Source organism: Moritella yayanosii (assembly GCF_900465055.1).
Taxonomy (GTDB): Bacteria; Pseudomonadota; Gammaproteobacteria; order Enterobacterales; family Moritellaceae; genus Moritella; species Moritella yayanosii.
Window position 1 is genome coordinate 303,758 of sequence record NZ_LS483250.1, and the last position, 21,274, is coordinate 325,031.

At 41.3% G+C, this 21,274-nt stretch carries 14 protein-coding genes and 2 pseudogenes; 9 read left to right on the top strand and 7 right to left on the bottom strand.

Annotation, left to right across the window (positions count from 1 at the left end; all coding sequences use genetic code 11):
• The first annotated feature begins 127 nt into the window (after positions 1-127).
• The gene (gene adk / locus MORIYA_RS01415) at positions 128-772 is read left to right on the top strand and encodes an adenylate kinase (RefSeq protein ID WP_112712061.1); all 645 of its coding nucleotides are present in this window, start codon (positions 128-130) and stop codon (positions 770-772) included.
• 142 nt (positions 773-914) lie between these two features.
• Positions 915-1,895, top strand: coding sequence for a ferrochelatase (hemH, locus tag MORIYA_RS01420; protein ID WP_112712063.1), 981 nt, complete (start codon positions 915-917; stop codon positions 1,893-1,895).
• Between the two features lie 70 nt (positions 1,896-1,965).
• Here hemH and argA read toward each other — a convergent pair whose 3' ends face one another.
• Together argA and MORIYA_RS01430 are read right to left on the bottom strand one after the other, a co-directional pair.
• Complete coding sequence (gene argA / locus MORIYA_RS01425; protein WP_112712065.1) at positions 1,966-3,294, bottom strand: amino-acid N-acetyltransferase; 1,329 nt, start codon at positions 3,292-3,294, stop codon at positions 1,966-1,968.
• 76 nt (positions 3,295-3,370) lie between these two features.
• Complete coding sequence (locus MORIYA_RS01430; protein ID WP_112712067.1) at positions 3,371-3,685, bottom strand: HI1450 family dsDNA-mimic protein; 315 nt, start codon at positions 3,683-3,685, stop codon at positions 3,371-3,373.
• Positions 3,686-3,878: 193 nt separating this feature from the next.
• Here MORIYA_RS01430 and aroG point away from each other — a divergent pair, with 193 nt between their 5' ends.
• Positions 3,879-4,940, top strand: coding sequence for a 3-deoxy-7-phosphoheptulonate synthase AroG (aroG, locus tag MORIYA_RS01435; protein ID WP_112712069.1), 1,062 nt, complete (start codon positions 3,879-3,881; stop codon positions 4,938-4,940).
• 131 nt (positions 4,941-5,071) lie between these two features.
• A complete protein-coding gene (locus MORIYA_RS01440) occupies positions 5,072-5,566 on the top strand; it encodes a DUF3085 domain-containing protein (RefSeq protein WP_112712071.1) in 495 nt (164 codons plus the stop codon).
• A gap of 158 nt (positions 5,567-5,724) precedes the next feature.
• On the opposite strand, the gene ylqF is transcribed toward MORIYA_RS01440, so the two are convergent.
• The 5 genes and pseudogenes from ylqF to MORIYA_RS01465 all read right to left on the bottom strand — a co-directional run bounded on the left by ylqF (position 5,725) and on the right by MORIYA_RS01465 (position 9,612).
• Complete coding sequence (gene ylqF / locus MORIYA_RS01445) at positions 5,725-6,651, bottom strand: ribosome biogenesis GTPase YlqF (RefSeq protein WP_112712073.1); 927 nt, start codon at positions 6,649-6,651, stop codon at positions 5,725-5,727.
• A 388-nt stretch (positions 6,652-7,039) separates the two neighbouring features.
• A pseudogene (gene tnpC / locus MORIYA_RS01450) lies at positions 7,040-8,489 on the bottom strand (IS66 family transposase).
• A 110-nt stretch (positions 8,490-8,599) separates the two neighbouring features.
• A complete protein-coding gene (tnpB, locus tag MORIYA_RS01455; protein ID WP_112712075.1) occupies positions 8,600-8,947 on the bottom strand; it encodes an IS66 family insertion sequence element accessory protein TnpB in 348 nt (115 codons plus the stop codon).
• Positions 8,947-9,246, bottom strand: a complete 300-nt coding sequence (gene tnpA, locus MORIYA_RS01460) for an IS66 family insertion sequence element accessory protein TnpA (protein WP_112712077.1) — start codon at positions 9,244-9,246, stop codon at positions 8,947-8,949. The genes tnpB and tnpA overlap by 1 nt, the downstream gene beginning before the upstream one ends.
• A gap of 96 nt (positions 9,247-9,342) precedes the next feature.
• Positions 9,343-9,612: pseudogene (locus tag MORIYA_RS01465) on the bottom strand (hypothetical protein).
• Positions 9,613-9,678: 66 nt separating this feature from the next.
• On the opposite strand from MORIYA_RS01465, the gene MORIYA_RS21160 reads away from it, so the two are divergent.
• From MORIYA_RS21160 to MORIYA_RS01485, 5 genes are all read left to right on the top strand, one after another.
• Positions 9,679-9,843, top strand: coding sequence for a hypothetical protein (locus MORIYA_RS21160; RefSeq protein ID WP_232011460.1), 165 nt, complete (start codon positions 9,679-9,681; stop codon positions 9,841-9,843).
• Between the two features lie 284 nt (positions 9,844-10,127).
• A complete protein-coding gene (locus MORIYA_RS01470; RefSeq protein WP_232011461.1) occupies positions 10,128-11,798 on the top strand; it encodes a ShlB/FhaC/HecB family hemolysin secretion/activation protein in 1,671 nt (556 codons plus the stop codon).
• 23 nt (positions 11,799-11,821) lie between these two features.
• Entirely contained in the window at positions 11,822-19,939 is an 8,118-nt protein-coding gene (locus tag MORIYA_RS01475) for a two-partner secretion domain-containing protein (RefSeq protein WP_112712081.1), read from the top strand.
• A gap of 5 nt (positions 19,940-19,944) precedes the next feature.
• The gene (locus MORIYA_RS01480; RefSeq protein WP_112712083.1) at positions 19,945-20,196 is read left to right on the top strand and encodes a DUF7683 domain-containing protein; all 252 of its coding nucleotides are present in this window, start codon (positions 19,945-19,947) and stop codon (positions 20,194-20,196) included.
• A 209-nt stretch (positions 20,197-20,405) separates the two neighbouring features.
• Positions 20,406-20,771, top strand: coding sequence for a hypothetical protein (locus MORIYA_RS01485; RefSeq protein WP_112712085.1), 366 nt, complete (start codon positions 20,406-20,408; stop codon positions 20,769-20,771).
• Positions 20,772-21,274: the final 503 nt, after the last annotated feature.

A 21,274-nucleotide genomic window follows, 5' to 3' on the forward strand; every position in this document is an offset into this window, starting at 1 on the left:
TGTATACAAAAAAACAACAAAGTTGGGTTGGACTTGAACACATCGAATTTCACGTGTAGTCTAGCGTTTCTAAAATTTAAGCAGTTTAAGTAATTTAAACAAGTTAAAATCAATTTAAGGGCAATTTATGCGTATTATTTTATTAGGTGCACCAGGTGCAGGAAAGGGAACTCAAGCACAGTTCATCATGGAAAATTATGGTGTTCCGCAAATCTCTACTGGTGATATGCTACGAGCTGCTATTAAAGAAGGTTCTGAGTTAGGTCAAAAAGTTAAAGCTGTTATGGATAGTGGCCAACTAGTATCTGACGAACTAATTATTGAATTAGTTAAAGATCGCGTTAAGAAAGAAGATTGTGCAAAAGGTTTCCTACTAGACGGTTTCCCACGTACTATCCCACAAGCTGACGCTATGAAAGAAAACGGCATTGACGTTGATTTCGTACTTGAATTTGACGTGCCTGATGAAGAAATCGTTAAACGTATGAGTGGTCGTCGTGTTCACGCGCCTTCTGGCCGTGTTTACCACACTGTTTATAATCCGCCAAAAGTGGCAGGTAAAGATAACGAAACTGGTGATGAATTAACAATCCGTGTGGATGATGTTGAAGAAACTGTGCGTAAACGTTTAGCTATCTACCATGACCAAACTGCACCACTTATTGCTTATTATGGCAAAGAAGCGGAAGCAGGTAACAGCAAATATGTTACATTCGACGGTACACAAACTGTTGATGCGGTAAGCAAGCAATTAGCTGAATTACTTGGCTAGTCGATAACCGTAGACTAATCTGTATAAGGTTATGAAACCTCGAGCCTGCTCGGGGTTTTTTTATAACTAAATCTCAGTGAGTTATTGGATCCAATACGCTTAATCACATAGAATGTGCATACTCGTTTAACGAATAGTGATTATGTGTAATATGATTAAGCAAAGTATTTTATTGGTTAACCTTGGTACGCCTGAATCGGCAACACCTGCGGGCGTTAAAGCATTTTTAAAACCGTTTCTTTCTGATCCTCGCGTTGTTAGCATTCCACGATTATTTTGGTTACCACTATTAAACGGTGTCATTTTGCCTTTGCGTTGTAAACGTGTTGCTAAAGCCTATCAGTCTATTTGGTTTGACGATGGTTCACCTTTATTACATTACAGTCTATTACAGCAAAAAGCCTTGTCTTCCTTATTCGAAGAAGCGGGTCAGAACGTCAATGTTGAACTGGCCATGACCTATGGTGAACGCAGTATTAAAGCGGCGATAGCTAAGTTACAGCAATCGGGTTCTGAACATATTGTGGTGCTTCCATTATTTCCGCAGTATTCATCAACGACAACTGCGCCGGTATTTGATCAGGTAGCTCATTATCTGCAAGCAACTATCGATGCACCGAGTGTGAGCTTAGTGAAGCATTATCATAATAATGATACTTATATTGACGCATTAGCCTTAAGTATCGAACGTCATTGGCAAGAGAATGGCAGAGCAGAGAAGTTGTTATTGTCTTATCATGGCATCCCTAAGTTCCTGGTAGAAAAAGGCGATATCTATGCTGACCATTGCGTTGAAACAACCACGCTGCTGTGTGCGCGTTTAGGTATTACCGAAGATGAGGTGGTACATAGTTATCAATCACGTTTTGGTAAAGCTGAATGGTTACAGCCGTATACCAATGAGACGTTAGTGAAACTGGCTGCAAGTGGCACTAAATCGTTAGATGTCATTGCCCCTGCATTTGCCGTTGATTGCTTAGAAACATTAGAAGAAATGGCGGTTGAGAACAAAGCAGTATTTGTGAATGCCGGTGGTGACGATTATCGTTTTATTGCTTGTTTAAATGACGATGAAGCACATATTCGTGCATTGCACGCCGTTGCGAGCGAGTATTTACGTTAGACATACAGATTTACTAGACATGCAGTATTTAGATTAAAGGTAGCGTAGGACGTTAACCTACGCTTAATGTTTACAGTTTTTTCATTAATATTTTCGAACGACGTTGTAAATTATACAACGCTTGCTTTTCAACGGGTAATTGTTCCAGTTCGACAGGTTCAAAACCGCGTTCTCTAAACCAATGGATGCTGTGTGTGGTCAACACAAACAGACGATCTATGCCTTGTTGTTTGGCTTGTTTCTCGATTTCTTTGACCAATAAGTCACCACGACTCAAGCGTCGATATTCAGGGTGGGTTGCGACACTGGCCATTTCAGCAATATTACCAGAGAAACAATAAAGTGAAGCGCAGCCAATAATGGTGCCATCACGTTCGACCACGGTGAAGTGCTCGATATCACGTAATAACTGCTCTCTGCTGCGTTGTACTAGCATCCCCTGGTCAACTAAGGGCTGAGTGAGTAGCATGATCCCGGGCACATCTTCAATCTGTGCTGGTCGTGTTTGCTCTGCGCTTTGGCGTACGATTTGAGTACCGACACCATCGCGCGAAAACAGCTCTTGTAATAACGAACCATCGGTTTTGTAACTCACCAAATGACAACGGGGGACCCCTGCTACAGAAGCATTGATTGCCGCACGTAAGTAAGAGGCTGTGCCTGTGTTTATGCCACCTTCCGTTTCAAGTTCGGCTAAACGCTCTTGCGCTTGTTCTGGGAACATTTCTGAAATTAAATTGCCGTTATAATCGAGTACGCCCTGTGCAGAGCAAAAGTTGATTAACTTATGGGCATTGAGTTTGATGGCTATTGTTGTCGCCACTTCTTCTGCGCTCAGATTAAAACTTTCACCGGTGACAGAATAGCCGAGTGGGGGGATCACGGTGATTGCATTTTGCGCAAGTTGATATTCTAGAGCATCAGTATCAACCCGGCGGACTCGACCGGTATGGCAATAATCAACACCTTCATCAACCCCAATTGGTTGTGCGGTAATGAAGTTACCACTGACGACATTGATTTTGACACCGTGCATTTGGGTATTGACCAGTCCCATAGAGAAAGCAGCGGTGATTTCATATTGGAGTTGACCAATAACTTGTTTAATTAACGGGAAGGCTTGCTCATCAGTGACGCGTCGACGTTTATGAAACTGACTCTCGCAGTTATTATTCGCGAGTATGCGGTTGATTTGGGGACGTGCGCCAAAGACTAATACAATGCGAATACCGAGAATATTTAATAAGGCAATGTCATTGACGATATTGATGAAATTTGCATGTGCAATGGCTTCACCACTCAATGTCAGCACAATTGTTTTATCACGATGCGCATTAAGGTAAGGCGCGGATTGCCGAAACCAACGTACTAACTGATTATCTTGTTGACTCAATTCCATCTCCTTGGATTTAACTTCTTAGTTTAGCAGCTAATATTCCCTAAATTGAAGATGAAATCAAGTCATCATAGATTGATTATTCAGTTTTCCAAAGAATATGGATAAACTTATCGTTGGTTTTTTTCTTGACCAGTACCCGTCCGAATACATCATTTAGTAAGTCGTTGTCATCAACTAAGCCAATGTGTAATTCGCAATATTCATTTTCATTAATACCCATTGCCACGTTTGCAGGCCAATCGCTGCCAAGGTCGACGATATCAACGGCACCGCGATCTTCGAATTGCATGGCAAATAAAATTTGATCTGCAGGTGATAATTGCTTTTGTGCATCCTCTAGGAAGGCGTCATAGGCAAAGTCAATTAGCTCGTCTTCAGTTTTTAATCGCATAGGGTTTCCAAATTTAACTTATTTGTGGTGGATTTTACCTTAATCTCGCTAAGATACGAATATTTCTTACAATATCCACTGCATTTTTATGTGATTTGTAATTGCTTCCGAGTGAAATAGACGTTACATTGAATGCGGACAATATAACATTAGAGTGTGAATGCCCAAGGGCGAATAAAGGAATATTAGTAGTATGCATTATCAAACAGATGACGTTAGAATACGTGAAGTAAAAGAATTATTACCGCCAATTGCAGTGTTAGAAAAATATCCTGCTTCTGATGATGTGACTAAAACAGTATTTGAATCACGTAATAGCATTAGCCAAATTCTAAAACAAGCAGATGATCGCCTTTTAGTGATCGTTGGTCCTTGTTCAATTCATGACACTGACGCTGCATTAGAATATGCAGAGCGACTAGTGGCATTGCGTGCAAAGTATAAAGATACACTCGAAATTGTGATGCGTGTTTATTTTGAAAAACCACGTACAACTGTTGGTTGGAAAGGTCTAATCAACGACCCGTATCTGGATGACAGCTTTCAATTAAATGATGGTGTACGTATCGCACGTAAACTGTTACTTGATGTGAATGCAATGGGTTTGCCAACCGCTGGCGAATTCCTGGATATGATCACGCCACAATATGTTGGTGATCTAATGAGTTGGGGCGCAATTGGCGCACGTACTACAGAGTCTCAAGTTCACCGTGAACTGGCTTCTGGTATGTCTTGCCCAGTTGGTTTCAAAAATGGTACTGACGGTACCATTAAAGTTGCGATTGATGCGATTGGCAGTGCAAACGCACCACACCATTTCTTATCAGTAACTAAATTTGGTCACTCTGCGATTATCTCAACAGCAGGTAACCCTGATTGCCATATCATCCTACGTGGTGGTAATAAGTCGACAAATTATTCTGCTGATGATGTAGCGTCAATTACAGCTCAATTAGAAGCAGCGAAACAAGACGTTAATATTATGATTGATTTTAGCCATGCCAATAGCGAAAAGAAATTCCAAAAACAAATGGATGTTTCAACTGATGTTGCAGGTCAAATTAGTGCTGGTAATAAAGGTATCTTTGGGGTGATGGTTGAAAGTCACTTAATCGAAGGTCGTCAAGATCTTATTAATGGTAAAGTAGAAACGTACGGTCAAAGTATCACAGATGCTTGCATTGGCTGGGCTGACACCGAAACGATGATGGCACAGCTATCTGCTGCAGTTGCTACACGCCGCGCAGTGAAATAAGCCCGCGATAACCTGACTTGCATTACAATGCGGTTTAGGTATATAGTCCTAGCATATTATTACCCGAGCTGCAGTTTGGGTATAAAGCACAAACATTTGTTTGTGCTTTTGTCATTAAAGAGCGGACCAAAATGAAACGAATTATATTTTCTCTTGATGAAGTTTTGCCGATTGAAGCTGAAGCGTTAGCAGCAAAGACTTTTACCCCTACTTATGATGATCTTTGGGATCCGACTAAGTTTAAAGGTTCTAAAGTGATTGATGAACATGGTAACAATGAAGTTGAAGCATTAAGCAAAGGTCTTAACTTCTGGCCAGATGTTAAGCAACTGAACCCTAAAAAGCTAACAGCACAATTAACCTTGATGGCTGAGCATGGTGTTTTTATTATGAACAATGTTTCAAGTGATATCTCGCCAATCGAGCGCGGTACGTTAGCGTATGCTCATGGTTGCCACCCTGAGAATGATGCTGATTTTCAACTCAATCAAGATGAAGTGTTTGATGGTGAAATGGGCTCAATCACGATCCCACTGGACTGGATTAGTCGTTCTGTGAAAGCAGGTAAGAAACAGTTCATTATTGAACTTGGTGATGATGACGATGTACGTCTAATTATTAAATAGAAAGCGAAAAAATTGGTTTTTCATCAAGCTAAAGTTAGATGAATACTTATGTTGAATCGATAGTAAAGAGCCTCTGGTTACTGTAACCAGGGGCTTTTTGTGTGTTGTTTGGCCCTAAAATAGGCTCAATGCGACAACTGTTATTTAATCTGTTTCGATTAACGACGTTTTTTCTTTGGCTTACGTTTTTTAATCTTCACACCTTCCAGGGCTAAACGTTCAATCACAGCTTTTTTCTCTGCTTCAGCCATTGCCGGTGTTTCTAAACTGATGCGGCAGATTTTAGCGGTGCGTAATTCATTGATTAAAATAGCTGCTGCTTTGTTTAAATCAACCAAACCACCAGGGCCTAAACAGCCACGACCACGGCCAATGTCTTCTAACAATTCTATGTCAGTCTTGTCTAGGTTATCTAGTTTATAACGTTTACGCATTGCGTCTGGGTAAGTTTTACATAAGTATTCTGCGGCATACATACCAATGTCATCATATTCAATCGCAGTATCTTTAATTGCGCCTGTTGATGCTAAACGGTAGCCAGAAAGGGGATTTTGTACTTTTGGCCATAACATCCCAGGAGTATCAGACAACACGATACCGTCGTCTAACTTGATACGTTGCTGTTGTTTAGTCACCGCTGGCTCGTTACCCGTTTTAGCAATAATACGATTGGCGAGGATATTAATCGTGGTTGATTTACCCACGTTTGGAATACCCATGATCATCGCTTTAATGACTTTATGAGCGCCTTCTTTATTTGGCACTAGCGCACGTATTAGTTGTGGGATCTTTCTGATCTCAGCCGGATCTTGTGTCGTTAAGGCATATGCTTTTACACCTTCTTCTAATTCTAAATATTCTAACCATTGCGCAGTAACGATGGGATCTGCAAGGTCGCTTTTATTGAGAATTTTAATACAAGGGGTATCACCACGTAAATCGGAGATCATTGGATTCGAGCTGCTATAAGGGATCCGTGCATCGAGTACTTCGATAATCAGGTCCATCTGCGGCATAACTTCCGCGATCTCTTTACGGGCTTTGTGCATATGCCCTGGGTACCACTGAATCGTTTGTTTACTCATTTGAAATATAAGCCTTTTATTTTTATTTCTGTCACATGGGGTACATTGTGGGGTACTCAATGTGTAGGTCTGAAAGCTGGTCGCTACCGCAGATAATAATTTATCTTGCCATAGTCTTATAAACTGGCGCTAGTTTAACTCAAATAGTGATCTTTATCACCAGTGGTTAATGCTTCTACCCAAGTAATTATCTATTTTAATCCCTAAAACTATCAGGCATAGCCAACTTCCCTTTTTGATGTAAACGAGGATTTGAGTACTTCAGAGGCTATTAGCTAGAGAATGCTAGGCGGCATAAGGATTTGTAACTACCCATTATCATAAATTGGGTAGTTGGTTTATTTATGCTGGTGGATAGTAATAAACGTAAGCGTCTGGGCAACACCACCTAGCTACGCTTAATATTCCATGGCAGTAACGCGTCAATATCATTCGGGTTTTCAGCAATCTGCTGTAAGCAGCTTGCGATATAATCATGCACGATGAGATTATTCGCTTTCGCTGTTTCAACCAAACTATATAAAATGGCACTCGCGTTAGCACCTGTATTGGTGTACGAGAATAACCAGGCCTTACGCCCTATCACAAAGGGCTTCACTGCACGTTCTGCGCGATTATTGTCAATGCTCAATCGACCATCTTCAAGATAGCGCTGGAATTTTTCAAATTGGTTTAAGCTGTAGCTAATCGCTTCGCCAAGTTTGCTTTTGGGTGGGATTTTTTCTTTGTGCTCGATGAGCCAGTCATATAATATTTTTACAATCGGCTTGGCTTGTGATTGCCGAATGGTAAATTTGTCTTCGACTGATTTTCCTTTAATGCGTTTTTCTATTCCATATAACTTACCAATTAAATTTAATGCGACATCCACTTTCCCTGTTTTCTTTTTGCTTTGTACCTTTTTAACATCGATGAATTTACGGCGGATATGCGCAAGACAGGCAACCAATGTTGCTTGCGTTGATTCATAAGCTTTATATCCATCAACGTGCATGTAACCTTGGTAACCATCAAGAAAATCGATCGTACATTGGGCTCTACGACTATTGTGATAATCGAATAACACTATATTGGTGTTACTGCCTAATGCATCTGTTCCACAGCAATATACCCACATATAGCTTGTCGATTTTTCTGCTTTGATTACTTTTAGTGGCGTCTCGTCCGCATGTATACTTGGCTCTGCGAGCAATGTTTTTTTCAAGCGCATGTATAAAGGTTCAAGTAATGTTGCGGAACGTAATATCCAGCTCGACATTGTTTGCCGACTCAACGTGATGCCGATGTCACTCAACATTGTTTCTTGTCGATAAAGCGGTAAACCAAATTGATATTTACAGGTGATGATTTGGCTCAACAAGCTCGCGGTAGCAATACTTTTAGGGATTGGTGTCGCTGGCATCGGGGCCGTTTTTACATCACTTTCAATCCCATTTTTTTCACAATGTCGGCAGGTATACTTCGGGCGGATGGTTTTGATGACTTTAATATGAGCGGGGACAAATTCAAGGCTTTCGCTGCTACTTTCGCCCATTTTATGTAAAGGATTTCTGCAACAATCACATATTTTATCCGTGTCATCAATATCAATGATCACGTCTTTTCGTGGGAGTTCTGGCGGTAGTGGTTTACGCTTTGGTTTTACTTTTTTTTCTGTTTCGTTCTCGGGTATGGCGCTTGTTAATATTTGGTTGTCTTGTTCATCAAGCGTTACTTCGGCTTCATTGAAAATTTCATCGGCACCAGGCATCTTTTTTGATGATGACAGCCTGCAACTCAAGCAGCATTTTCTTGAGTTGTTCAGGGTCGTCTGGTAATAAGTTCGCATCAAGTTTCATCTGCTCATTTTAGCAAATTTATCAAAATGATACCGCATTTGATTGTAATGAGTAGAAGGGGAGAGCGTCAACGATCGTTGACTACTCAGATATGACAAATTTCGATCGCGTTAGATCATCGATTGATACTGTAATTCTTGATGACCAAGCACATCAAATCCTGATAGCAGCCACTTAAATTGTTCATCCGTTAATTCAAATTCATTGCAATCGATGTTACTCGGCCATTTGAACTTTTGCTTTTCGAGGCGTTTATACCAAAGCGCAAAACCAGTCTTATCCCAATACAATATTTTTAGTTTGTCTTTGGCTTTATTGCAAAATACAAACAGTTCTCCCGTGTAAGCGTTACGATTAAGCTCATCTTCAACAATGGCTGCTAACCCATTTATTGATTTACGAAAATCGACGAAATCACGATGTAAAAAAACGGCGGATGGTTTAATAAAGAGTTTCATTAGCTTAACTCACGCAGTATTTGAGCCAAGTATGTCGCGGGTGTTGCTGCAGGAAAACTGACGTTTGCCTTACCAACCGTGAGTGTGATTGATGGCTGCTGCTCTTCAATAAATTCTATCTGCTGGGTCACTTTAGCGCGAACAAAGCTGTTGGATGTTAAGCCTAGTTTTTTCTTGAAAGCGTAGAAGCTGGAGCTTGGCAATTGATGTTGTTGGCAGTAATCGGATATTGTTAAACCACTGGTTTGTTGATTTTGTATTAGGGTCTGCCATTGTGTTTCGTTACGCGCTATTTTCATTGTTATTTCCTTTTGTTTGACTTGGAAATAACATAACTGAGATCAGAAATTAGATGAAGGTGTGGTTAGCCAGACGCTTACTAATAAACAGCGCGACTAAATTTCTAAGTCCACAAAATCTTTATCAATATCATCTTGGCTGATACCGATATAACGCAATATTAACTTCTTTACCTATCATCGCAAAGGCTTCAGATACGGCGCGTCGAGTAAGTGGTTTAGGGGCTTTGTTGGTAGCTTGCTGATTACGATAGGATTTAAACCAATATTCCACACATCCGCCATCTGTTTGCTATAACGTCGTTCTAATAAGTGACTAATCAATTTGACCTTATCTAGGTCTTTTACTGCATGTACTTCAGCCATAGTTTTTACCTCTGTGATTGGATTCATAGTGGTAATATATGTTTGAAAATATTTGGAATCATGTAGATGCCAGAGTCATTAAATATCTTGGATAAACCTCGACCTGAAGTTACGCTCGAAATGGAAGCGTTGATTCAGAAAAGCACGATAAAATGCTTAATCAGTAAATTTATGCCCTACAAAATTGGTATCAAAAAACGGTCGCATGTTGATACCGATCTTCCATGTTAAAAACTAGAGTCACAATTATTACAGCGCTAAACAACTCAATAAATTATTAACTTGGTGATTTATCGTGACAAAGATCATTTTAACAGTCTTAAATTGTTTTTAATAATCCAATTTACGGTAAGTTATATGTGGTGATTTTAAGTATCAGTTAGTTGATTTGTCTTTTTAAGTAATTGATTGTGAATGGTTGTTGTAAGTCGTTTGATGAGTTGTTAAATAATGGCAGCGTAAAAATGGTGTTCATCTTACCGAGAGGTAATGAGTATGTATCAATAGGGCTTAAAGTGCGATTAATAAACCTTTTTATATTTTGTAGTGTCATGGTCAACCTAAGCGCTGAGGCGAAAACAGGTGATCAAATAAATAAAATCAAACAAAAGCTCCACAGCCAGACGCGTTATGAAGAGCAGAAAAAAAGATTTAATGAACTACAATCTCAAAAAAAAGAACCTTTAACACCTTACTCTGAGGTCATATCTATCCCAATGTTGCAATCGGATAAAACAGGGGCTGGTTGTATTGAAACGAAAGTCATTGATGTCAGCAGCATCACAATATTAGACTCATCCGATGTTGAAAAGGTGATTAAACCATTTTTGAACCGATGTAATAGCATGGTTTCTATAAATAACCTTATTAATAGTATAAGTAATTTATATATAGCCAACTCTTATGTTACTTCAAGAGCTTTCATGAAACCCCAGAACATGGCTGACGGCGTATTAGTTATTTCGAGTATGGAAAGTAAAATTGATGACCTGATTAGCGAGGGCATTAATACAGATTTAGTGTTTCCTTTTATACAAGGTCAATACCTGAATTTACGCGATTTAGAAGTCGGCATTGAGCAACTCAACCGGCTGCGGTCCATGCAAGCTACTATGGCGATAAAACCGGGTAAAGAAGAAACTTATTCCAATATTATTATCACCGGTCAGAGAATATCTCCGAGTTGGTATGGCAGTGTCAGCGTCAATAACTTTGGCACCAGTAAGTCAGGTAAATACCAAATAAGCGGAAGTCTAAGTTATGAAAACATATTCGATATTAACGATGTTATTTCCATTAATGCCAACACGACAGATCAACAAAGCAGTAAAAACAACTCCATTGGCAGTGGTATATCTTATGCTTTTCCTATTAGCCGAAGCTACCTTAAAGTAGGTTATTCTGAATTCAGTTATGATCAGACAATCGCTGGTTTAAATGACATATATGATTCGAAAGGTGATACAAAGACGTTCGATTTGTCCCTTGATTATAAACTATTTCACCGAAAATCGACTAACGGCAAACTCGGTCTATCACTGCAACGGAAAAAAAATGAAAACTATTTGCAAGACCTGCTTTTAAAAACGTCAAGCAGTAGCCTGAGTATTATACAGCTAGGTTACACTCACAATTATTCCTCGGATGATTCAAACGGGCATTTCATTTTTAAATACCATCACGGTTTACCCTGGTTTAACGCCGATAGTGCTGAGCATACCTCTCCAGAATTTAATAAATACACGCTCGATTTAAGTTACAGCAAACGGTTTAAGTTGTCACCGCAGCGTACTTTATTATACGACTTATCTCTCCATGGGCAGTACGCTAACAAAGATATTATCGGCTCAGAACAAATTGGGGTCGGTGGTCCTTACAGTGTGAGAGGCTTTAAAGGCGAATATGCCCTTTCTGGCAACAAAGGGGGGTATATTCGTAACGAACTGTCTTTATTCCAACAAATTAAGCAAGCTGTTATGAGTCCGTATTTAGCTCTTGATTACGGCCGAGTGAGTGAAAATGAACGGAGTTATGGTGGCTATATGCTCGGAGCTGCAATTGGCATCAGGCTCCATTACGCCGATGCGGCGCTTGACCTCTATAAATCACTGCCCGTTTTAGATTCAAACGAACAAGATATGAATAATAACGGTTTTTTCGGTGCGACACTTAATTACAACTTTTAATAAATCATGGATGGATATCACCAATGAATGATGAAAACGTCACGATAAAAACGCGATGTCTTACCTATTTACTTATTAGTATTTTTGTTGCTCAGCCCGCGATGGCAAACATTAACATAGATAACAAGGCGCCAAAGTCACAAAACACTTCATTAGATACCTCTCCCAGTGGCGTTCCCATTATTAATATCAGTACTCCGAATAAAAACGGGGTATCGCACAATACCTTTACCGATTTTAATGTGCCAACTCAAGGCACCATTTTGAATAACGCAAAACAACAAATTAATACCCAGTTAGCCGGTCAGATTTATGGGAATAAAAATGTCAAAAATGGTGGCGCTAAACTTATTCTCAATGAAGTGTCAGGGGGTAATCGAACCACACTCAATGGGTATGTTGAAGTCGCGGGAAAGAAAGCTGACGTTATCATCGCCAATCCCAACGGCATCACAGTGAATGGCGGCGGATTTCTTAATACTCCAACCGCGACTCTAACGACGGGTAAAGTGACGTTAAAAAATGGTCAAGCGACCTACGATATCAGAAAAGGGGATGTGCGCATTGAAGGTAAAGGTCTCAATACTACCGACAGTGAAAAATTGGAAATATACACCAATGCATTGAAACTAAATGCTAAGTTGCACGCCAAAAACCTTGATGTCGTGACGGGCAGCAATAAAATTGATGTCAATGGTCATGTCACGGCTCAAGCAGGGGGGCAACCTCTGTTGATTAGTATCGACTCCACAGCTCTCGGAGGTATTTACGCTGGCGCGATCTCATTTCAGAGCACCACTAAAGGGGTCGGAGTCAATCTACCTATCGATATTTTAGCTCAAGATAGATTAACTATCAGTGCCGATGGAAAAATTGTACTGGGTAAAATCTTCGTTAAAAACGGCGCTGATATCAACAGTTACAGTGACGGTATTGACGTTGAAAAAGGCATTTATGCCGGTGATATCACGCTAAGAGCCAAGCGAAATGTAGACGTGAAAGGACATGTTGGCGCAGGCAATAACATCAGCATTAAAAGTGAAAACCTGAACAACCAAGGGGTTGTGGCAGCAGGCGTGGACAATAATTTCGACGTTATTACTGGCATTGATACAACATTAGCCGGAAAAATCAGGGTTACATCAAGCCATAAAATTGATAACAGCGGGTTGTTGCTGGCTCAATCGGATATTGAACTTACTAGTGGGACGGATGTTAACAACAGTGGAACTATTTATGCAGATCAAAATACCAAGATAACCGCCCATAATTTAACAAACCAACAAGGGGCCGAAATTCAAAGTGATACTCTTAACGTAACCCTTAATAATGCGTTTAGTAACGACGGCACTGTTAGTAGTGTTGGTGATGCTGAGATTAACGCCCAAAGCGTAAGCAATAATCTCACTGGCCACATCGATGCCAATAATCTCACCCTAACACTGACTCAGTCGCTTGAAAATCAAGGCCATATTACGGCAACTCAAAAAGGTGAGGTTAATGCGCTGCAATTGAATAACCGCTTGGACGGCAAACTCAGTAGCGGTGAATTGAGCCTGAATATCGAAGAGTTAATTGATAACGAGGGGGCGATATTGAGTAACAGCAGTGATATTCGCAGCCTGAGTCTCAATAATGTAGGGATTATCAGCAGCGCGAATGCACAAAACATTAGCGTATCTGAATCGATTAACAACCAAGGTTCGATTAGCAGCGCAGGCACTCAGTCAATCACAGCCGAAACCTTAACTAACGTCGATACACTTGCGGCACAAGGTGACTTGACCATTACGGCCACGCACGTTGATAACCGTAATGGCAATATTGAATCGGGCGGTACACTTAGTATTAACAAGGATACGTTAGCGATTGACGATTCTCGTTTTTTTGCTTCTAGTGGACTTAATGTCAGCGCCAAATTAGATGCTATTGATAAAGGCACTTCTTTCTTATCGATAGGTCAAATAACCCTTAATTTTATTTCTGCGTTATTTAAAAATGAAGGTGAAATAATCGCGGCGACAGACGCTTATATTGATATTAGTAATGGCAAAGGCGGCAACGGCGATCTAGATAATCAGGGTGAAATAGAAGCGGGTCAAACATTAACGCTAAACGCCCATAATTTAACGAATAATCAAAGCGATAATAACGCGGTGATTAAAGCGGGCACACTCGGAAATATTAACTTGAGCGGTACCTTGAATAATCACGGTTTTTTAACCTCAGATGGTGATCTGGATATAACGGCACAAAACATTAACAATCATGGGGGGGTCGCCGCAGGAAATACGTTGACGCTTAACGCTAATAACCTGCAAAACTATGTGACTTTGTTTGCGGGGCTAGATATGAGGTTATTTATTCACAGTCTGTTTCGCAACAACGAAGACAGTGCTGTTTATGCGGGAAATAACCTGTTGATAGCCGCGGATAAAGATAAAAACAAAACCAAGAATATAGAGAATTACCTCGCCGATATCAGTGCTGAAAGTCACCTTGAAATAAACGCCGATACGTTGCATAACCTAGGTACTGCGGTGCTTGATTATGAACTTAAATATCAAAGTCTCGCTAATGGGAAGTCGTATAATAGCTTAGCGGCCGCGCAGAATTTGACTCTCAATGGTCAAGGTATCAGTTACGAGAAAAGTTTGGGTACTGCCAGAAGAAAGTATATTGAGCTAATTAATAAAAAATTGAAGGAGCAGGCTCCCGCTTTATATGCAGCTAACAAAAATAATATTTCTTATAACACCAGTATGAAATTTGCGGCAATTAAAGCTCAAGTAGTCAATAAGTCAACGACTAATGTTGCTAGCTTAAATAGTAATGGCGACATGCATTTGAATATTGGTTCGTTAACGAATAAAAATTCATCTGTTTCGGCGAGTCATGATATGACGTTAGAAGTCGGCACGTTAAATAATCGCGGAGACACAAAAAATATCGAGGTAAACAACGCGGATTACCTTATCTCACCAGGTCACAAAAGCTCGCGTTATGGTATTGGGAAGAAAAAAGATAAATACACGGCAAGGGCTTCGTATATTATCAAAAAAAGCCGGGTAGCAGTCTCTGCTGACTCGACGATCACGGCGGGTGGTCATATTAGCGGTAATTTTGGTGCGTTGCAAAATGGTATGTTAGAAAACACAGCCAACGACGCCGATACCGTTCGCCCAACCATAAATACCGCGGTGAAGAATATCTCCGGCCAGGTTACGATCGCAGACCCGACCACGCCTGCGATACCGAGTAAACCGGTTCAGCCGCCGATATCACCGCTGCCAAATGGCGAGTATGGTATTTATGTGGTTAATCTCGACCCCAATAAACCGCTCATTGAATCAAACCCTGCGTACACCAGTAAGCAAACGTTCATCAGTTCGCAGTATATGCTCGACCGCTTAGGTTATGGTAGCACCTCTAGGGTACGTCGTTTAGGCGACGCAATGTATGAAACTGAGCTCGTGCGTAACGCGATTATTGCAATGACCGGACAGCGTTACATTGGATCTGCCTCTAATGACAGGGATCAGTACATCGAACTGATGGATGGCGGGGTTACATTTTCACAAATGGTGAGGTTAAAGCTCGGAGAGAAGCCCACCGCTGAACAGCTCGCTAAATTAGATAGCGATATCGTGTGGATGGAAGAGCGCTTAGTTGAAGGTCAGTTGGTGCTCGTCCCGACTATTTATTTGGCTCATGATTATAGTAAAGATGGTGGCCAAATCTACGCTGATGTGGTCGATTTAAACGTGGAAGGAGACCTTGGTAATCAGGGTGCTATCACGGCGCGTAAAGACATGCGTTTAAAAGCTGACAGTATCACCAATAATAAAGGCAGCCTTACTGCTGGTAACGAGGTATTGCTAACGGCAGAACATGATATTAAGAACCTTTCTGGCCAGATAAAAGGCGGCTTGGTGAATATCACGAGTCATAAGGGCAGTATCATTAATGCAACCCTGGCTAGAATGAGGAATAACACGCAAGATGGCGCTGAATTTAACTACACCAATTTAAGTAATACAGCCAGCATCAGTAGTAACACCGGCAATCTAGTATTAACAGCCCAGAAGGATGTGATTAACAAAGGGGCGGATTTAAGTGCAGCGGGCAGTTTGGCGTTAGAAGCGGGTGGTGATATTCACATTGCCACCGTTGCCGACAGCAGCAGTCACAATGTTAGCTTTAATAATGGTTACACAAAGCAAAACAAACTAATCCATAAGCAAAGTAATATCAGTGCTGGCGATAAACTCGTTGTTAACGGCAAAGGCGATGTCAGCCTTGAAGGGGTGAACGTAAAAGCTGAACAAGCCTTGATTGAAGCCGGTGGTAAAGTCGATATCACCGCGGTTGTCGACAGTGAATACAACGAAGATTTCAGTCAATCCTCAAGTACCTTTAGTAACAGCACTCAACTTGAAGCCAGTCTTGAGCAACAGGTGGTGAGCACTAACATGGATGTGGGATCTGTGGTGATCCAAGGGGGGCGCGATGTCACGCTTGAATCAGTCCAGGTCAATGCAACAGATTCCGTGAACATCAGTTCAATAGATGGCGATGTGAACTACACCGCCAAGGAATACACCAATGCGACGATGAGTGAATCAACTAAGTCGTCGTTTGGTGGCCTTATATCCTCAAGCCGTCAGAGCAGTGTAACGGCGGCGTTACTGTCTGGCTCATCAACCACAGCGCAGAACAACATTCGCGTGTCGGGTAATAACGTTAATATTATTGGATCTGATTTAGAAACGAAACTGGGTGGCATTGATTTAGTGGCTCAAGAGTCGCTTAATATTGTGGCTGGCATTGAATCTAAAACAACGCGTCATGTGAACCAAGAAGGTGGTATTGGCCAAGGTGGCAACCTTTACGGCATGGAAAGTACCACGACCAACAATTATGATGAAACAGCCAGGTCAGCCAATATTAAGGCGGGCACAGCCAATCGCGCATCCAATGGAAACAGCGGTAATATCACGCTAGACGCGGGTGATGTCGCCGTTATTGGTTCGAATATTGATGCGGCAAACAATATTCATATTACCAGTGATGTGGGTAGTATCTTGATCGCGGAAGCTAAAACGGCGCACCGCAGTGACAGTGTGCATGAACAAATTGATATTGGCTTTGGAAAGGCGGGTGTATCTCTCAATGGTGGCAAGCTCGAAGCGACGATTGGCAGTGCCAAATATGAACAAACCAAGCGCAGTGAAAGTGGCACTCAAAGCCAGGGAACTCGCCTCACCGCTGGCGGCAGTATCACGCTTGATTCTGTTGAAGACATCAGAGTGCAGGGCTCTGATGCTACGGCAGGAACAGACATCAACCTTAGCGCCGATGGCGACATTAATATCGTGTCTGCGGTTGATGCTGTTAAAACACAAAGTGAAGAAACTAAAGCATCGGCAGAATTAACCGTCGCAGTCAGTAACAGTGTTACCGACGCCGCACTGGCCCTTAAAGCGGTCGACGAAGCGAAAGACAAGCTTAAGCAATCAGAAAAAGACTACCGTGCTTATACGAAGAATGCGGATAAAGTCGAAGATATGCTGGCGGGATTAGAGCAAGAATTTGAGAATGGCGAATTTGGTGTTACTCGCGCTGATATTGAGGAATTACGCGGGTTATTAGATGACGTTAAATCAGATGAAGGTTATTACATCGCCGCGATTGCCTTGCAAGCGGTTAACTTGACGTCTAAAACCACCAATGCCGTGCAAGCTGCCGCAGCGATAGCGGCTACGACTAGCACGTATGGCTTCCAAGCGTCGGTTAACGCCAATATTGACGGCAGTAGAACCAGTAACGTCAGTAACAGTACGGTTAATACTGGCTCGGTATTGCAAGCGGGTAACAGCCTTAATATTCATGGCCGAGGCGAAAAAAGTAACGTGAACATTAAAGGCTCGATCGTCGTGGCCAATAATGACCTTTCCATTAATGCGCATGACGTCAATATCACGGCGACGCAAGACCAAACTCGCACAACAGAGGAAATGAAATCCGTATCGGGCAGTGTATCACTGAGTTCGGGTGGCGGCGCGAGTGTTAACCTTAGCGGTGACATGAGCAGTAACAGCCGCAATAGCACGACCCAGAATAACAGTACGCTAGGTGGCAATACGGTGAACATCCACAGCCGTAGGGACACGACGATTAAAGGCGCTGTTATTCACGGGGTAAGTGAAACCAACCTGAATGTGGGTGGCGATTTAAGTATTGCCTCGGTGCAGAATAAAACCCGTAGCAGTAACAAAAGTTTAGGCATGAGCGCAGGCTTGAGTGGTAGCAATAGCGGCAGTGTCAGTGGCGCTAATGGCGGTGTGAGTACTGGTAGTGGTAATGCTTATATAAAAGAAACCGTATTAACCTCGGTAACGGGTAGCAAGGTTAACATCAATGTAAGCGGTAATACGGATGTACTGGGTGCGCTCGTCAGTGCGGGGGATAAAAACGCAGTAACAGGTGCATTTGCAGGTAATAACCAGCTCGCGTTGAATACGGGCAGCTTAAGTGTCGGTAATTTAAAAGAAACGCACATGAATAGCCAAACCAATGTCTCATTGAGCGCGAACGTGGGTGTTGGTGAGGGTAAAAGTGATATTAGCGAGTCAATACCGAGCAGTGACACGACAACGCAGCTTAATCTAAACAGCAGTCAACTCAATGCCAGTAATGAAAGTGGCATGAGCAGTGGTAAAACATTGGCTACCATAGGGTTAGGTAGTGTAACTGTGGGCGGTGAAATCAGTGATTTAGCCGGTATCAATCGCGACAGCCAGGCTATCGTCAAAGACCTGTTTAATGTAGACACCAGTAAAGGCAAGGTGGATGTGACACTCGACCACCGCTTGTTGAGTGAAGATGGCCGTAATGAGATAGTTGAAGATGTGTTGGTTGCAGACATGGTGCGTGAAACTTTAGAGCGTGTTGTCACCACTGACCGAGTTGAAATGACCGACTTCTTTACTGAAACGGGCAAGCAGTTCGATACTTATGAAAGTGTTAAAAAGGCGATAGCTAGCGATCCTGAGTTGGCCGAAAAGCTACAAGACTCTGACTTAGCGCCTAAAGCCAAGGAGCAGATGCTTGACCAGCTGACTTATGCGGCGATGGTTAAATTGGGTTATGACACGGAGGGCTATGAAAATAAAATTGTAGCAAAAGAAGATGATAAACGTCGAGGCCACAACACGGGCGAAGAAGGCTCCACAGGTGAGACTTTTATTAATGACACGCAGAATAACAATACCAGTGAGTTAGTTGAGACCGCAGGGCATGAAATGGGTCATGCCATGGACAGAAAAGATGACATTGCTAAGAATTATTCTAAGGCTGATAACGAAAACTATAACAATAATATAGGTAGTGACTTCTCCGATTATACCGATGTTGCCTTAGGCGTTAATGGCCATGGCAACATGGCAGATGGTAATAACCATGCAGGTAATGCAGGTAGTACGGTGACCGAAAATAATGCCACTTATGACAAGGTCGATAAAAGTAAAGGGGATGACTTATGGCCTGCGGTATTCGGTGTGCCGTATGCTCTTGAAGGGTTAGCATTCCTTGGTGCTGCAACAGGTCTATATACAGCAACCGACTCAGAAGACCTCGCTGAAATTCCCAGTGGCGTTGAATTAAGTCCGGCGGTAATATTGGCAGCTAGCATAGCATCTAATATGCAACAAGTTGATACAATAGACGCGTCTACTCGCACCGTTGTGGCAGGTGCCCTGCCGTCATCAACCACGACGGAAGGCGTTGAGCAGATAGATTCAATCACCACAACAGAAGTGGTTGAACAACAAAATGCATCGACCGAGTTTCCGGCTGATAGTGGTGTTACTCCACTATTGGTTGTTAATGATTACATACCACCCCCTACTGAAATAGATGGAATAGCGGGACTCAATAAAGCCAAAGCTAAAACACCTGTGCAAGGTGGGGGTAAATTAAGAAAGCGTTGGAAAGATAAAAAGGGAAACATTTATGAATGGGATTATCAGCACGGCATGCTTGAGAAATATAATAAGCTTGGTAAGCATCAAGGTGAATTCAACCCTATAACAGGAAAGCAAACGAAACGCGCCGATAAAAAGAGAACAGTGAGGCCTTAGATACAATGATAAAAGTGACAAGAGTAGTAGAATATTTTAATAAAGAAAATGACGAGTATGTTGATAAGGTTATTCTTGCTGATGTGCCTTTGAATGCTTTACAGGACATGTTTGGTGGCCGTGATGCTGACGACCCTCTGATGTATTACGTGTATGCTATTGATAAAACTCATGAAGTTTTTTTCAGTAAGTATGTGGATATTAATTTTGAATTTGATAAATTTGATTATTTTTTAGATTGTTATAGATCTAACTGATTCATAGCTCAAGTAATGTTATAGCCTGATAAGGACAAAAAAAGTCATATAAAAGGGCTAACTTATGCAGGAAAAAATACACAAGAGCAATTAAATGCTGCTAAAGAAGGTAAAACATAATCAACAAAGATAGTTTATGTTCAATCTTAGGCGCTAGAATTAATTCAAGTGCTATTAAACCCTTTGAAGCTACTCTTTCAGGATTTTTGGTGGAAGAAGACGCTCCATTTAGTGATGAACGATATTTTTACGCTTATGATGATGGTTTCTCTTTGTTGTTTGAAGATGAAGTTATGACTGCGATTCATCTATTTATGAATGATGATAATGATGTGTATGAGCCTTATACTGGCTGGCTTGGAGACCATTTACTAACTAGTAAAATTGATCCACTCGGCCTTGAAACATTAATGGGGGAACCAAGCCGAAGAGGCGGTGGTGAAAAAGGGTTGATGGGTAAAATAGATAATACTTGGCTTCGATATGACTATTCGGATTATACTATTCATTATACATTTGATACATCGAATTCTTGTATTGAAATGATTACTATCATGAAGCCGATTCAGGTGTAAAACGTTCTGAATTTCTCGAATATAGGATCGTATTTTAGATCAAGAGGAAAATGATAGTGAGTAAAATGAGTTGTTACTTGTTTTTCGTGTTATTACTCATATCAATCTGCTTTTTAAGAGAAATAATAAGTAAAGACGGCGTATTTAAGGGGGTTATCGTTGATGCTTTTTGTGAATAATTTGGAAAATCTAATACTGGTCTTCGAATCGAGGTGAAAAATGATGAAAATAAAGTTAACTCAACTCATTTATCTTACCTCCAAAAAGCAGTTGTGTAGCACTATTGATAAATATAATTTGAAAAGAAAATATGTAAAAGTAAGTTATTCATCAATCAACGGCTATTTTGTTTATACAGAAAAGTATGAAATCGAAGGAAAAGTATATATCAATGTAAATAGAGAGTTAGCGGTGGTTTTCGCCCACCCCTCTTATCTGACCTCTAAATAATGCTGTGTAATTGTTATTTCCAAATTAAATTAATTGCTATAGGCCCTGTCCCG